The organism is Acinetobacter sp. TGL-Y2, from assembly GCF_001612555.1.
Lineage (GTDB): Bacteria > Pseudomonadota > Gammaproteobacteria > Pseudomonadales > Moraxellaceae > Acinetobacter.
In genome coordinates this window covers 2,802,927-2,816,873 of sequence record NZ_CP015110.1, presented here as the reverse complement: position 1 = coordinate 2,816,873, position 13,947 = coordinate 2,802,927, and the positions used below count along the sequence as shown (strand labels likewise).

Here is a 13,947-nt window from a genome sequence, read left to right as displayed (position 1 = left end):
AATACAATGTTTGTAAATCCGATTAAACGCCGTCCTACACGTAAAATTCGCGTGGGTTCTGTTTATGTGGGGGGCGATGCGCCCATCAGTATTCAGAGTATGACCAACACTGAAACTTGTGATGTCGATGCAACTGTTGCGCAGATTCAACGCTGTGCGGACGTCGGTGCAGACATTATGCGTGTGTCCGTACCGAGTATGGAAGCCGCAGCTGCATTCGGTGAAATTCGTAAACGTGTCACTGTACCTTTGGTTGCAGACATTCACTTTGATTATAAAATTGCCTTGGCCGTGGCAGATTTGGGTGCAGATTGTTTGCGTATTAACCCAGGTAACATTGGCTCCGAAGCAAAAATTCGTGAAGTGGTGGCAGCCGCACGTCATAACGACATTTCTATGCGTATTGGGGTTAACGCTGGTTCCCTAGAAAAAGACATCCAAAAGAAATATGGTGAGCCGACAGGCCAAGCGCTGCTTGAATCTGCAATGCGTCATATTGATATTTTAGACCGTTTAGATTTCAACGAATTCAAAATTTCGGTCAAAGCATCGAATGTATTTTTAACCATGGATGCCTACCGTTTACTTTCAGCGCAAATTGATAATCCATTACACTTGGGTGTCACTGAAGCGGGAATTTACCGTACAGGTTCAGTCAAGTCTGCGATTGCGCTAGGTGGTTTGCTCATGGAAGGCATTGGCGACACCATGCGTATTTCATTGGCTGCTGAACCTGAAGAAGAAATTAAAATCGGTTTCGATATTTTAAAATCCTTAAGTCTTCGATCCAACGGAATCAACTTCATTGCTTGTCCAAGCTGTTCACGTCAAGAATTTAACGTGATTTCAGTGATGCAGCAATTAGAAGAGCGTCTTGAAGATATTCGGACCCCAATGGATGTCTCTGTCATTGGCTGTAAAGTGAATGGTCCGGGTGAAGCCAAAGAAGCGGATATCGGGATTGTGGGCGCAGCACCACGTTCATTGGTGTATAAAAATGGTGAAAAAAGCCATTTAGTTGATACTAATCAACTGGTTGACGAAATTGAAAGCATGGTTCGTCAGCGTGTGATTGAGCTTGAAGAAGCCAAATCCAAAGAAATTATTCGTACAAGTTTTTCTGAGTAGATCATGAGTTCAATAGTCGCAATTAAAGGTTTTAACGATACCCTTCCAACGCAAACAGCAGCGTGGAGACGCCTTGAGCAACATTTGGCCTCCATTATGGATGCTTATGGTTATCAACAGATTCGTTTGCCAATCGTTGAGCAAACCCACTTATTCAAACGTTCTATTGGTGATGCAACAGATATCGTTGAAAAAGAAATGTATACGTTCTTGGACAAGGGTAATCCGCCTGAGTCTTTGACTTTGCGTCCAGAAGGTACGGCCGGTTGTGTACGTGCCATGCTTGAACATAACTTACTTCGTGGTGCGACTCCGCGTGTTTGGTATGTGGGTCCTATGTTTCGTTATGAGAAACCGCAAAAAGGGCGTTATCGTCAGTTTCATCAGTTTGGTGTAGAAACCTTTGGTGTTGCAACCCCAGATATGGATGCAGAGCTGATTTTGATGACCGCACGTTTGTGGAAACGCATGGGTGTAGCAGACAAAGTTCAACTTGAACTGAACACTTTGGGTGAATCTGAGGAACGTGCTGAATACCGCGCTGCGTTGGTTGATTTCTTGACTGCACATAAAGCCGATTTAGATGAGGACTCGCAGCGCCGTTTGGATACCAATCCACTGCGTATTTTAGATTCAAAAGATGCCCGTACTCAGCAAATTCTTGAAAATGCGCCAAAATTGCATGACTTTATGGGCGATGATACCATGGCTCACTTTGCACAGTTACAGCAGTATTTAACCGATGCTGGGGTGAGTTTTGTCATTAATCAAAAACTGGTTCGAGGTTTAGATTACTACAACAAAACAGTATTTGAATGGACCACCTCGCATTTGGGTTCACAAGGCACCGTTTGTGCAGGTGGACGCTATGATGGTTTGGTCGGTCAACTTAAGGGTAAGCCAGATCAGTCTGTCCCTGCGGTGGGTTTTGCGATGGGAATGGAGCGTTTACTGCTTCTTCTTGAACAAGTCGGCGACAACGTGCCAGTCCGTGATTGTGAAGTCTTTTTGCTGGCTGACCCTGCAACTCAAGGTAAGGCCTTGCAAATCGCTGAGCAGATTCGTGACCAACTTGAAGCAACCAATAGTCATATTCGCTTAAAAACAGGTTCACAAGGGTCGATGAAAAGCCAAATGAAAAAGGCAGATCAATCCGGTGCTTTATTTGCTGTAATTTTGGGCGAACGTGAGTGGGATGCACAACAATTTGCAGTCAAAGATTTGGCAACAGCAGAACAAACAGAAGTTGCGGTGAAAGAGATTGTACCGTTTCTGATTGAAAAATTTTCTTCAAAATAATCCAAGAACATAAGGAAAGGGTAGTCGCATGAGCGCAATGAGTGATGAAGAGCAACTTGATGGTGTAAAGTCGTTTTTTAAGAAATATGGTTCTTCCATGATAAGTGCTGTACTGATTGCGTTGATTGCCTTTTTCGGATGGGAATATTGGCAGAAGAAAACGATTGCTGAAGATCAGATTCAAACCGCGAAAGTACAGTTGTTTATGGATGAAGCGAATCTGGCGAAAACGGATCCTAAAGCGGCAGCAGCGCTTGCTGTGTCTGCTGAAAAAATTGTGAAAGAAAATCCAGATTCTATTCATACGGTACAAGCTCAGTTTATGATGGCAAAGCTTGCGTATGATCAGCAAGATTATGCCAAAGCTGAACGCGAGTTGAAAAAGATTGAAAATACTCAGCTTAAAGATGAAGGTTTAAAGCATATTATTAAAATTCGCTTAGCCGATTCACAGCTGGCACAAAAGAAATACGATGAAGCCTTAAAAACATTATCAGGCCTTACTCTACCGGCATTTAAAATCACGGTAGAAGAAGCGCGTGGTGATATTTACGTGGCTAAAAATGACATTGAAAATGCAAAAAAAGCCTATCAAAGCGCATGGAACAGCTTAATTGAATCAAAACAGGAACGCCAAATCTTACAAATTAAATTGGAAAGTGTTGGTGTGTTGGTAGATGATCTTGAGCTTGAGCGCCCAATTATTGAAGTTCAAATGGATGAGCCTCAAATTAATCGTCCCGTAGTGGCTAAACAAATGGATGAGTCTTAATGCAAAGCAAGTATAAAATTCCGTTCACGATCGCAGTATTGGCATTTGCTATAACGGGTTGTTCTAGCAATAAAATTAAAGTGGAAAAGGTGAAACCTAATCCATTACCAAAACTTGCCCAATCGATGAGTTTGGCTCAAGTTGTTTCACACAAGGTTTCAGCGACCGATGCTGAAGATCCATTACGTTTAAAAATCGCCTCTGAACAAGGTGTGCTGTTTATTCTTGATCCAAAAGGTACAGTCAGTGCTTTTCAGGGCAAACAGCGTCTTTGGGAAAAAAAAATCAGTAAGCAAGGCCTAAGCTCTGGTGTTGCAGCAGGCAACGGCATTGTGGTGGTGGGCAATAAAAAAGGGCAAATTTTTGCGCTAGACCAAGCCACAGGTGCAGAGAAATGGACAGCTCAGCTTTCAGGTTCCCTGATTAGTTCAGCCTTGGTTCAATCCAATCGAGTGATTGTGGTTGCCAATAATGGCACAACTTACGGTTTAGATGATGCCACAGGTCAACAGGTCTGGACTTATAAATTACCTGGTGAACAGTTTAGCCTACGTGGTCAAGCATCTCCTGTGAGCCTCGATCCACGGACGGTACTGATTGCCTCTTCAAATGCGTATTTATATGCAATTGACAGCTTGTCAGGCACGCTTCGTATGCAGCGCCGTGTTGCAGTCAGTGATGGTCGTTCGGATATTCAGCGTTTAATCGATATTGATGGCGAGCCAACAGTTGCAGGTCAGTTCGTGGTGACCACGAGCTATCAAGGTCAAGTGACCGTGACTGACTTGGCATCACAGCGTGTGGTCTGGAGTGAAGACTCGAGTAGTATTCAGCGTCCTGAAGTTGCGGGTCGTCAGGTCATCGTTTCACAGACCGATGGCAAAGTCGTGTCTTATGACTTGCTCACTGGACAAGTGCTGTGGAGCAATGATCAACTGTTGCATCGTAATTTGAGTAATCCCGTGGTATTGGGTCAGCATATTGTGGTCGGTGATTTAGACGGCGTATTGCATCTTTTAGAGCCGAGCACTGGCAATATTGTCGGTCGTTCGAAAAGCAGCGGTGAAGTGCGTAATTTGCGTGTTTTAGACAATCAGCTTTATGCGGTGACGCGTACTGGTGCATTAAGCATTTGGCAGAATCGTTAATTTTTCTTCCGCTTATGTTAAACTAGACGCAATCTATTATTTTTAGCCTCGGGGTCTTTGATTTTTTCAGACCCCGAGCTTTTTATTCAGGTATTTTACCTATATTTCTTCCACAGTTTCTGATGTTCTGGCCACTTGAGTTGGCTGATCTTGAATAAAGGTTAATCTATGAAACCCGTAATTGCGCTCATTGGTCGTCCGAACGTCGGAAAATCAACGCTATTTAACCAGATTACCAAAAGTCGTGATGCACTTGTAGCAGACTTTGCTGGTCTTACTCGCGACCGTAAATACGGCGATGCGACTTATGAAAATAAATCATTCATCGTCGTTGATACTGGCGGTATTGGCGAAAATGAAGGTGGTATTGATACCTATATGGCTGAGCAGTCTAAAACGGCCATCCATGAAGCAGACATTATCGTATTTGTGGTGGATGCACGTGCAGGGCTGCTTGCATCTGATGAGCAAATTGCACGTGAAATTCGTACTTTAGGTAAAAAAGTGTATTTGGTTGCCAACAAAGTCGATGGTGTTCACGCGGAAGCTGCCGTGGTGGAATTCTACCAATTGGGCTTTGGTGAACCGATTCACGTTGCTGCAAGTCATGGTCGTGGCGTTGCACAAATGCTCGAAGAAGTGCTTGAAGACATACCTGAAGATGAAGACGACTCTGAGTTCGATAAAAACTCAGGTTTACGTCTTGCCATCATTGGTCGTCCAAACGTAGGTAAATCGACACTGGTGAATCGTTTACTCGGTGAAGAACGTGTGGTTGCATTTGATGAACCCGGTACAACACGTGACTCGATCTACATTCCGTTTGAACGTGATGGTCGTAAGTACACGTTAATTGATACCGCCGGTGTACGTCGTAAAGGTCGTGTAGATGAAATGATTGAGAAATTCTCAATTGTGAAAACTTTACAGGCGATTAAAGATGCACACGTGATTGTGGTGGTGCTGGACGCGCGTGAAGGCGTGGTTGAGCAAGATCTACATTTGATCGGTTATGCGCTTGAAGCCGGTCGTGCGATGGTGATTGCCATCAACAAATGGGACAACATGAGCGACTATGACCGTAAGCAATGTAAGTTAGACGTCGATCGTCGTTTTGACTTCATTCCTTGGGCTAAAGTTCATTTGATTTCTGCATTGCATGGTACAGGTGTTGGTGAGATGTATCCGTCGATCCACCGTGCTTATGACTCTTCACATTTGAAAGTGTCTCCTGCAAAAATCACACAAATTTTGAATGATGCAACTGAAGCCCATCAACCGCCAATGATCAGTGGCCGTCGTATTAAAATGCGTTATGCGCATATGGGCGGACAAAACCCACCGACGATTGTGGTCCATGGTAACAAAGTAGATAAAACGCCTGCGGATTACCGTCGTTATTTAGAAAACGTGTTCCGTAAAGTGTATAAACTTGAAGGTACGCCCGTGCGTATCGAATTTAAAACCTCTGAGAACCCATTCGAAGGTCGTAAAACGGCTATGGATGAGCGTATTGCAGCGCGTAAACGTCGTTATGTTCAGAAGTTTAAGAAAGCCGAGAAGAAATTTAAACGCTAAGGTTTAGATGAATCAATACGTGAAAAGCCCAAAGTGATCTTTGGGCTTTCTCTATATTTTAATTCTATATTTATTTTTAAATGTATATAGGATTTCTGCCCTCAAATGTTATAATTAGTTACAAGAGGACATTCTTTTTAACCAATAAATACATCGAAATTACGCTTTTAGGATCTGTATGATTCAGATTAATTTATCACATGTAAATTACTGTGATGTTCACGACAAACTAGATGCGATCGATATTATTCCCGCCATGCAACGCAGACGTTTGTCCAGTCTTGCAAAAATTGCGCTCAATAATTTGATAAAAACGAAACAGAATTGCGCGATCAACTCTATTGTTTGGGTCTCTCAATATGGCGAAGAAGAAAAAACACTCAAAATTTTAGATGATGTATTACAAGATCAAACCCCATCACCAACACAGTTTTCCACTTCTGTGCATAATGCAATCTCGGGTTTATATTCGATTTTATGTCAAGACAGTACGCCTGCGACAAGTTTGGCTGGTTCTTGGAATGATGCACTGGTTGAAGCTTATGCTTGGCTGAGAGCGACATCACATCATTCGGATGCCAAGGTCATGATTGTTTATTATGAAGCGCCGTTACCAGATGTGTATAAGGAGTCACAAGCTTTTGATTCTTTTTCCTTGTCAGCAGTGGTGGGTTTAGCACAGCCTAATCTTCAAGTGAATGCTTATGATTTTACTGATGAAGGGTATCACTTTAAGCAGGCCAAGCAATTTTTAAACTTTTGGCAGGGTGATCAAAAAAATTTTAAGGTCTGGTCAAAATGTTAAATCTCAACCAGCTCAAAAAAAATGGCAACTATATGTGGCGTGTTGCTGCAACAGGTTTGAGTTTTGCAAGTTTTGGTGTGGGCGGGGTCGTCATTGGAAGTATAATCACACCAGTGGTTAAACTGACGACCCAAGACCCTGTATTACGTCAAAAAAGAACACAAAAAGTGATTAAACATAGTTTCAAAGGTTTCACTGAAATGATGGTGAAACTGGGCATTATGACCTATGACGTACAAGGTTTAGAAAAATTAGAAAGTAGTCGGCAAGAGCTGGTGATCGCCAACCATCCAACGCTGATTGACGTGGTGGTCCTCATTGGCTTAATGCAAGAAGCAAATTGTGTGGTGAAACAGGCATTGTGGGCCAATCCATTCACCAAAGGTCCTGTGCAAAATGCAGGCTACATTTTAAATTCTGGATCAGAGCAATTCATTCAGGATTGTGTTGTCCGTTTGAAGCAAGATCAAGCTGCATCATTGTTGATTTTTCCGGAAGGAACACGAACTGAAAAGGGCTATCTGCTAAATCAGTTCCAGCGTGGGGCTGCCAATATTGCGTTACGTGCTCAAGTCCCTATTCGACCTGTATTGATTCGCTGTACACCATCGACTTTGACCAAAAATGAGAAGTGGTATCATATTCCATCTCGACCATTTCATATTCAAGTTAAAGTTTTAGATCCAATTTATTTAACTGATGTATTGGAAGACATGACGATCAACCCTAAAAATGTCCGTCATCTGAATCATTACCTACAACAGTTTTTTAACCAAGAGTTATTGAAAAAATGAGCAATCTTGCTGAAGAATTAAAGCAAATGATCATCGATGTTTTAGTCCTAGAAGACATCACTTGCGATGATATTGATACTGAAGCGCCATTATTTGGTGACGGTTTAGGATTAGATTCGATCGATGCTTTAGAGCTCGGTTTGGCATTAAAAAAACGTTACAACATTCATTTAAATGCCGAATCCGCAGAAACAAAACAACATTTTAAGTCAATTCAAAGTCTTGTGGCTTTGGTTGAAGCACAAAGAACAGTGTAAGAGGCCAATATGCTTAGCCAAGATCAAGTACTGAATCATCTGCGTGAATGGATGGAAGAACTGTTTGAAATTGAAGCTGAAGATGTTCAGCTTGAATCAAACTTAGCGACTGATCTCGATGTAGACAGTATTGATGCCATTGACCTAGTGGTTAAAATTAAGGCACTCACAGGAAAACAAGTCAACCCAGAAGATTTTAAGAGTGTGAGAACCGTTCAGGATGTCGTGACAGTCATTCAAAATATGACGACTGAATGAAAACTGTCTTAAAAGGGATTGGCGTGGTTGGATTGATCCTCTATCCCTGTGTTGTGGGGTATGGTTTATCGCAGGGTTACATGTTTTGGGTGGCTGTGTTTCTCATGATCATGGGTGGCCTTCGATGGGTAAGTGGGGGTAACACACTCATGTGGCCACTGACATTATTTGCTATTTTGTGTGGTGGACTCAGTCTTCTATTTAAAGATCAGGCCTGGTTAAAGTTGTATCCCGTACTGATGAGTATGGGTGCATTTTGTATTTTTACGATGACCTTGTTCAAGCCACCTTCCATGATTGAGCGTTTTGCACGACTGATTGAGCCAGATCTACCGCATGACGGGGTAATCTGGACCAAGAAAGTGACCCAAATTTGGTGTGTTTTCTTTGTGGTAAATGCTGTGATTGCTTTATATACAGTGTACTTTGCCAGCACTAAAATGTGGGTGATTTACAATGGTTTGATCTCCTATGTGCTGATGGGGATTTTACTGTTGGGTGAGTATCTTTTACGTAAACGTCAACAACGTTTAAATCAAATGCAGCACTAGAGGTGCTGTATGTATATGGATCACTATGTTTTGTCATTTTAAAAACTATTTGAACTCTCCGCTGACCTTATGCCTGAAAGCTGATCTGAGTGGTGTGAGTTTTCAAAAATTTTGGCAGGACGTGGCTCAGCAAGCAGCAGGTATTAAGCAGACGTCAGCTCCTGTTTGGGCACTTTGGGAGCAGGATAGCTATACATTCCTCGTGTTGTTTTTTGCTGCACTGAATGCAGGAAAAAAGCTGCTACTGCCTCCGCATCGTATTCGTGATTTAGAACAAGAATTAGCCCAGCAACAGATTTATTTTTTAAGCCGGACTGAACCACAATCAGATATTGAGCCGATTAAAATCAATATTGATGATCAGTTTTTAAAAGACGCTGAAGTATGTTTTTATACATCAGGTTCGACGGGGCAAGCCAAAAAAATACCTAGAAACTTAATGCAACTCTTCAATGAAGTGACAGGATTAGAGGCAAGTTTTAAGCTCGCAGAACACAGTATTGCGCTAGCAACAGTCAGTCATCAACATATTTATGGCTTATTGTTTAAGCTGTTATGGCCTTTGGCGAGTGGTCGGAGTTTTTATCAGCCACAACTGGCATTTCCAGAAGATGTAGTGGATGCGCAACAGAACATCGCGCATTTAAATGTCCCGAACTATGTTGTATCGAGCCCAGCATTACTCAAGCGATGGACGGCTGACGTGTTGTTGAAAGACTGTATCAACGTGTATTCGTCTGGCGGTAAGCTTGATTCTGGTATTCGTCCTCAACTGAATCGACCGATTATTGAAGTTTTAGGCAGCTCTGAGACTGGTGGAATTGCATATCGACAACAGGATGAGGCCGCATGGACACCTTTTCAAAATGTCGAAATCAAGTCAAGTGAACCAGGTGAGCTCGCTGTCAGAAGTAATCATGCGTGTGATCAGGATTGGATTTTGACTGGTGATCGAGTCAAAGTATTGGATTCTCGAAATGTTCAATCTGCATTTGAATTGTTAGGTCGTTTAGACCGAATAGTGAAACTCGAAGAAAAACGACTGAGTTTGGATGCGATTGAACAGGTATTAATGTCGCTGACAGAGATTGAGCAATGTCATGCCTTGCTCATCCAAAAGGAAAATCGTCAGATCTTGGCAGTCGTGGTGAAGTTGTCTACACAGGCTCGGCAAGATTTAATCGGGTTAGGAAAAGCCCGCTTTGTTCAAGGTCTCAAAACACAGCTGGCAGATAAATTAGAAGCACTTGCGATTCCAAGGCAATGGCGTTTTTTAACTGAAATGCCGCAGAATGCGCAGTCTAAACTCAATAAGCACTATTTAGCCTCTTTGTTTGCTCCGCTTTATGTGCCTGTCGTGTTATCTCAATGTTTTGAACAAGATAAAATGCAAGCACGGTTAGAAATATGTCCTGAACTTGAGTGTTTTAAAGGACATTTTCCCAAGCATCCTATTTACCCAGGGGTAGGACAAATTGGGTTTATACAACATTTTGCAAAGCAATATTGGGCGGATTTAAAGTGGTGTTGTGGATTTGAGCAGCTGAAGTTTCAAGATTTAATCCGACCTTATGATCAGCTTGAAATGACACTGACGCGTAAGGCAGACAAGGTCATTTTTGAGTTGGTCAAAACACAGAAAATAGTGGCATCGGGTCGATTGATCTTTGTTTCTGACACTCAAACCACATCGGAGTAAGGTATGCGCGCATGTTTTGTGATTCCGGTATACAACCACCCGCATTATTTGCAAGCGTTGGTAGAACATTTAAGTGGCTTTGACTTGCCGATTGTAGTCGTCAATGATGGAAGTGATGCAGAGTGCACGACAATCTTACGTCAACTGCGTTCGCAGTATAAGCAAGTTGATTTGGTTGAGCATCAAGTCAATCAAGGTAAAGGACAAGCAGTCATAACAGGGCTTATACATGCCTATAATTTGGGTTATAGCCATGCCCTACAAATCGATGCAGATGGTCAGCACGATTGGTCCGATATTCAACGGTTTTTAGATACAGCGAAACAAAACCCAGAAGCCATGATCATTGGGCAACCGATCTTTGATCAGTCTGTACCAAGAAAACGGTTGTATGGTCGTTATGCGACTCATATCTGGGTCTGGATCAATAGTTTATCTTTTGAGATTAAAGACAGCATGTGTGGCTTCCGTGTTTATCCTTTAGCACAAACGGTCAAGGTGCTGAATTCGGCAAAATTTCAGCCGCGTATGGGTTTTGATTCAGAGATTTTAGTGCGTTTAAAATGGGAGCAAGTTAAATTTATCAATGTTCCCACGCAGGTCATTTACCCAGAAGATGGCATTTCACACTTTAATGTTTGGCGTGACAATCTGGGGATGACACAGGCACATTCTCGTTTGTTTGCTGGCATGCTCTATCGTTTACCCACCTTACTGTATCGTAAAGTTAAAGGTGAGTAAGATGCAACGCAGCCAAGCTGAGACATGGAACACCATCAAAGAGCGTGGAGGTATGCTTCCGCTCATGTTGGTGCTGTTTTTCTATCGCTTGGGTGGTCGCTGGTTATGTCGAGTTGTGCTGTATTTTGTCATTTTGTGGTATTGGGTATTTTCAACAACAGCACGTCAAGCCTCTTTGTTGTATTTGCATAAATTACATCACTTTTCGGGTGTACATTCGCCCTTCGCAGCGTTGCCGCAGTTACCGCATACCTTTACCCATCTAATGCAATTTGGTGAATGCATTCTTGACAAAATTGAAGGTTGGTTGGGGCGAGTCTCTGATCAAAACTTGCAGTTGCATGGACATGAGCATTTTCGTGAACATTATCAAAAGGGGGCGATTATTGTGGTGTCGCACTTTGGTAATATTGAATTGCTACGAGCAATTAAATCTGAGCATCCACAAAAAATCAATGTGTTGGTCTATCAGAAACACGCGACTCAATTTAATCAGTTTCTTAAAAAGCTCAATCAACATGCCGATGTGAATTTGCTCTCAGTCGATGAATTGGGCATTGAAACCGCTCTGATCTTGCAACAAAAACTGGATCAAGGTGAATGGATTATCATCGCAGCAGATCGTGTACCGATTCAGTCTGATCGTATACAGCCAATTGAGTTTTTAGGTGAACATGCCGATTGGCCGGAAGGGGCATGGATTCTTGCCCATCTTTTAAAAGCGCCTGTGTTGGCAGTGTTTTGTTATCGTATACAGCATCATTTCGAAGTGCATATTCATAAAATTGCAGCACAACTTAATTTTCCTCGCAAAGATCGAGCGACAGCAATACGTCAAGTGATGCGTGTCTATGTCCATTTGCTCGAACAACATTGTATTCGGGCACCATACCAGTGGTTTAATTTTTATAATTTTTGGAATAAAAGGTGAGTTTAGTGTTAATTGTTGGGGAAGCACCACTCAGTATTGAAGATGTGATTGCTGTGGCTCGTAAAGAAAAAATGGTTTCATTACCGTCTTCTTTGACATGGAAAGAATTAATACAAAGAGGGGCTGATTTTCTTGATCAATTATTGCAAGACGAAGGTGTGATCTATGGGGTAACCACAGGCTATGGGGATTCTTGTCTGGTCGAAATCCCACCGCATCAAGTCAATGAGTTACCTTTGCATCTGTCACGTTTTCATGGCTGTGGACTCGGTCAGAATTTGGATATTATCACAGCACGGGCTGTGGTCGTGGTTCGTCTATGTTCATTGGCTCGAGGCTATTCAGGTGTTTCACTGGCACTCCTTGAACGATTGGTATGGATGTTAAATGAAGATGTGATCCCTGTGATACCATCTGAAGGTTCTGTTGGTGCCAGTGGTGACTTGACCCCATTATCCTATGTTGCAGGTGCTTTGGTCGGTGAGCGAGATGTGTACTATGGTGGAGCGATTGTTCCCGTTGCTGAGGTCTATGCTGAAAAAGCCATGCAACCGCATGTGATGCGACCTAAAGAAGGTTTAGCATTGATGAATGGTACTGCAGTGATGACGGCCATCGCGTGTATAAACTATAAGAAAGCAGAACAGATTAGCTTTGCCAGTACCTTAATTACGGCGTGTAATGTATTGGCGCTCGAAGGCAATCCAAGTCATTTTGACGAAGTGCTATTTGCCCAAAAACCGCATTCCGGGCAACAACATATCGCAGCCCAACTACGTGATTGGCTCAATACTGAAGTACAAACAGCCCATCAAAGTTCACGTTTACAAGATCGTTATTCATTACGTTGTGCACCACATATTATTGGCGTTTTTGAAGATTCAAAAATCTGGTTACGTCAGTTTATTGAAAATGAATTGAATTCGAGTAACGACAATCCATTGATTGATCCTATCAATTTACGCGTTTTACATGGCGGTCATTTTTATGGCGGTCATATTGCGCAGGCGATGGACAGTTTAAAGATCATGATTGCCAATATTGCAGATTTACTGGACCGTCAACTTGCGCAATTGGTTGATTATAAGATGAATAATGGATTGCCTCGTAATTTAACAGGTTCAAGCAGTGAACGCTTAGCACTGAATCATGGGTTCAAAGCGGTACAGATTGCAGTTTCTGCATGGACAGCTGAGGCCTTAAAACATACGCTATCTGCATCTATTTTTTCACGCTCTACCGAATGTCATAATCAAGATAAAGTCAGTATGGGAACCATCGCAGCTCGTGATGCTACTCGTATTATTGTGTTGACTGAGCAAGTGGTTGCCGCTTTGGCATGTGCGTGTGTACAGGCTCTTAAGTTGAAAGGGCTGAATACACAATTAACCCCTGTATTAACCGCTTTTCAACACTGGGTTCTTCAGAGCTTCACGTATGTCGAAGAAGATCGTCCTTTACAAAATGAGCTACAGTGCTTGGTGGATCGTTTAGAACAGTTTGAACTTTTAGGGCATCTAGATCAGCATCACGGTGAAGGAAGAGATTATGCATAGCGATGTCATCATTGAAGTGCCATTTCATGATGTCGATACCATGAACGTGGTCTGGCATGGGCACTATTTAAAATATTTTGAAATTGCACGTTGTAAGTTACTGGATCAATTTCATTACAACTATAATCAGATGCGGGATTCTGGTTATGCATGGCCAGTGATTGAAAGCCATGTACGCTATGCACATGGCATTGTGTTTGAACAGAAAATTCGTGTTCGTGCAATTTTAAAAGAATGGGAAAATCGTCTAAAAATTGAATATCAAATTTTTGATGATGTTTCTGGGAAAAAATTAACCAAAGGCTATACGACTCAAGTCGCTGTCACTATTCAAACGCGCGAAATGTGTTTTCAATCCCCTCAAGTTTTGTTGGATTGTTTAAATGCATGGTCTGAATTTAAAGCCGACTAGGTGATCAATATGTTAGAT

The 13,947-nt window shown here is 42.3% G+C and carries 15 protein-coding genes; all 15 read left to right on the top strand.

Annotated elements, in window-relative coordinates:
• Nucleotides 1-6: 6 nt before the first annotated feature.
• The 15 genes from ispG (at nucleotide 7) to AMD27_RS13380 (ending at nucleotide 13,929) form a co-directional block, all read left to right on the top strand.
• Entirely contained in the window at nucleotides 7-1,128 is a 1,122-nt protein-coding gene (gene ispG / locus AMD27_RS13450) for a flavodoxin-dependent (E)-4-hydroxy-3-methylbut-2-enyl-diphosphate synthase (RefSeq protein ID WP_067661433.1), read from the top strand.
• 3 nt (nucleotides 1,129-1,131) lie between these two features.
• A complete protein-coding gene (gene hisS / locus AMD27_RS13445; protein ID WP_067661431.1) occupies nucleotides 1,132-2,427 on the top strand; it encodes a histidine--tRNA ligase in 1,296 nt (431 codons plus the stop codon).
• 28 nt (nucleotides 2,428-2,455) lie between these two features.
• Nucleotides 2,456-3,199 carry a YfgM family protein gene (locus AMD27_RS13440; protein ID WP_067661429.1) on the top strand — a complete coding sequence of 248 codons (744 nt, stop codon included), beginning with the start codon at nucleotides 2,456-2,458 and terminating at the stop codon, nucleotides 3,197-3,199.
• Nucleotides 3,199-4,347: an outer membrane protein assembly factor BamB gene (gene bamB / locus AMD27_RS13435; protein ID WP_067661427.1), complete on the top strand. Its 1,149-nt coding sequence runs from the start codon at nucleotides 3,199-3,201 to the stop codon at nucleotides 4,345-4,347. The genes AMD27_RS13440 and bamB overlap by 1 nt, the downstream gene beginning before the upstream one ends.
• A 168-nt stretch (nucleotides 4,348-4,515) precedes the next feature.
• Nucleotides 4,516-5,925 (top strand): ribosome biogenesis GTPase Der, encoded by a 1,410-nt coding sequence (gene der / locus AMD27_RS13430; protein ID WP_067661425.1) that lies wholly within the window; start codon nucleotides 4,516-4,518, stop codon nucleotides 5,923-5,925.
• A gap of 178 nt (nucleotides 5,926-6,103) precedes the next feature.
• Entirely contained in the window at nucleotides 6,104-6,730 is a 627-nt protein-coding gene (locus AMD27_RS13425; protein WP_067661423.1) for a beta-ketoacyl synthase chain length factor, read from the top strand.
• On the top strand, nucleotides 6,724-7,524 hold the full coding sequence (locus AMD27_RS13420) for a lysophospholipid acyltransferase family protein (RefSeq protein WP_067661421.1): 801 nt from the start codon (nucleotides 6,724-6,726) through the stop codon (nucleotides 7,522-7,524). Before AMD27_RS13425 ends, AMD27_RS13420 begins: the two co-directional genes overlap by 7 nt.
• Nucleotides 7,521-7,781, top strand: a complete 261-nt coding sequence (locus tag AMD27_RS13415; protein ID WP_067661419.1) for a phosphopantetheine-binding protein — start codon at nucleotides 7,521-7,523, stop codon at nucleotides 7,779-7,781. The genes AMD27_RS13420 and AMD27_RS13415 overlap by 4 nt, the downstream gene beginning before the upstream one ends.
• Before the next feature lie 9 nt (nucleotides 7,782-7,790).
• Nucleotides 7,791-8,039 (top strand): acyl carrier protein, encoded by a 249-nt coding sequence (locus AMD27_RS13410; RefSeq protein ID WP_067661417.1) that lies wholly within the window; start codon nucleotides 7,791-7,793, stop codon nucleotides 8,037-8,039.
• Entirely contained in the window at nucleotides 8,036-8,590 is a 555-nt protein-coding gene (locus AMD27_RS13405; RefSeq protein WP_067661412.1) for a septation protein IspZ, read from the top strand. Before AMD27_RS13410 ends, AMD27_RS13405 begins: the two co-directional genes overlap by 4 nt.
• 25 nt (nucleotides 8,591-8,615) lie before the next feature.
• Nucleotides 8,616-10,289: an AMP-binding protein gene (locus AMD27_RS13400; protein WP_067661410.1), complete on the top strand. Its 1,674-nt coding sequence runs from the start codon at nucleotides 8,616-8,618 to the stop codon at nucleotides 10,287-10,289.
• Between the two features lie 3 nt (nucleotides 10,290-10,292).
• On the top strand, nucleotides 10,293-11,030 hold the full coding sequence (locus AMD27_RS13395; RefSeq protein WP_067661408.1) for a glycosyltransferase family 2 protein: 738 nt from the start codon (nucleotides 10,293-10,295) through the stop codon (nucleotides 11,028-11,030).
• Nucleotide 11,031: 1 nt separating this feature from the next.
• Entirely contained in the window at nucleotides 11,032-11,961 is a 930-nt protein-coding gene (locus AMD27_RS13390) for an acyltransferase (RefSeq protein WP_067661406.1), read from the top strand.
• 5 nt (nucleotides 11,962-11,966) lie between these two features.
• Nucleotides 11,967-13,517 (top strand): HAL/PAL/TAL family ammonia-lyase, encoded by a 1,551-nt coding sequence (locus tag AMD27_RS13385; RefSeq protein WP_067663023.1) that lies wholly within the window; start codon nucleotides 11,967-11,969, stop codon nucleotides 13,515-13,517.
• Nucleotides 13,510-13,929, top strand: coding sequence for an acyl-CoA thioesterase (locus AMD27_RS13380; protein WP_067661404.1), 420 nt, complete (start codon nucleotides 13,510-13,512; stop codon nucleotides 13,927-13,929). The genes AMD27_RS13385 and AMD27_RS13380 overlap by 8 nt, the downstream gene beginning before the upstream one ends.
• The last annotated feature ends 18 nt before the right edge of the window (nucleotides 13,930-13,947 follow it).

What these genes read in the sequence shown, in the direction of transcription:
- ispG (WP_067661433.1), top strand. Translation starts at nt 7, where the DNA reads ATGTTTGTAAATCCGATTAAACGCCGTCCTACACGTAAAATTCGCGTG.
- hisS (WP_067661431.1), top strand. Translation starts at nt 1,132, where the DNA reads ATGAGTTCAATAGTCGCAATTAAAGGTTTTAACGATACCCTTCCAACG.
- AMD27_RS13440 (WP_067661429.1), top strand. Translation starts at nt 2,456, where the DNA reads ATGAGCGCAATGAGTGATGAAGAGCAACTTGATGGTGTAAAGTCGTTT.
- bamB (WP_067661427.1), top strand. Translation starts at nt 3,199, where the DNA reads ATGCAAAGCAAGTATAAAATTCCGTTCACGATCGCAGTATTGGCATTT.
- der (WP_067661425.1), top strand. Translation starts at nt 4,516, where the DNA reads ATGAAACCCGTAATTGCGCTCATTGGTCGTCCGAACGTCGGAAAATCA.
- AMD27_RS13425 (WP_067661423.1), top strand. Translation starts at nt 6,104, where the DNA reads ATGATTCAGATTAATTTATCACATGTAAATTACTGTGATGTTCACGAC.
- AMD27_RS13420 (WP_067661421.1), top strand. Translation starts at nt 6,724, where the DNA reads ATGTTAAATCTCAACCAGCTCAAAAAAAATGGCAACTATATGTGGCGT.
- AMD27_RS13415 (WP_067661419.1), top strand. Translation starts at nt 7,521, where the DNA reads ATGAGCAATCTTGCTGAAGAATTAAAGCAAATGATCATCGATGTTTTA.
- AMD27_RS13410 (WP_067661417.1), top strand. Translation starts at nt 7,791, where the DNA reads ATGCTTAGCCAAGATCAAGTACTGAATCATCTGCGTGAATGGATGGAA.
- AMD27_RS13405 (WP_067661412.1), top strand. Translation starts at nt 8,036, where the DNA reads ATGAAAACTGTCTTAAAAGGGATTGGCGTGGTTGGATTGATCCTCTAT.
- AMD27_RS13400 (WP_067661410.1), top strand. Translation starts at nt 8,616, where the DNA reads ATGTTTTGTCATTTTAAAAACTATTTGAACTCTCCGCTGACCTTATGC.
- AMD27_RS13395 (WP_067661408.1), top strand. Translation starts at nt 10,293, where the DNA reads ATGCGCGCATGTTTTGTGATTCCGGTATACAACCACCCGCATTATTTG.
- AMD27_RS13390 (WP_067661406.1), top strand. Translation starts at nt 11,032, where the DNA reads ATGCAACGCAGCCAAGCTGAGACATGGAACACCATCAAAGAGCGTGGA.
- AMD27_RS13380 (WP_067661404.1), top strand. Translation starts at nt 13,510, where the DNA reads ATGCATAGCGATGTCATCATTGAAGTGCCATTTCATGATGTCGATACC.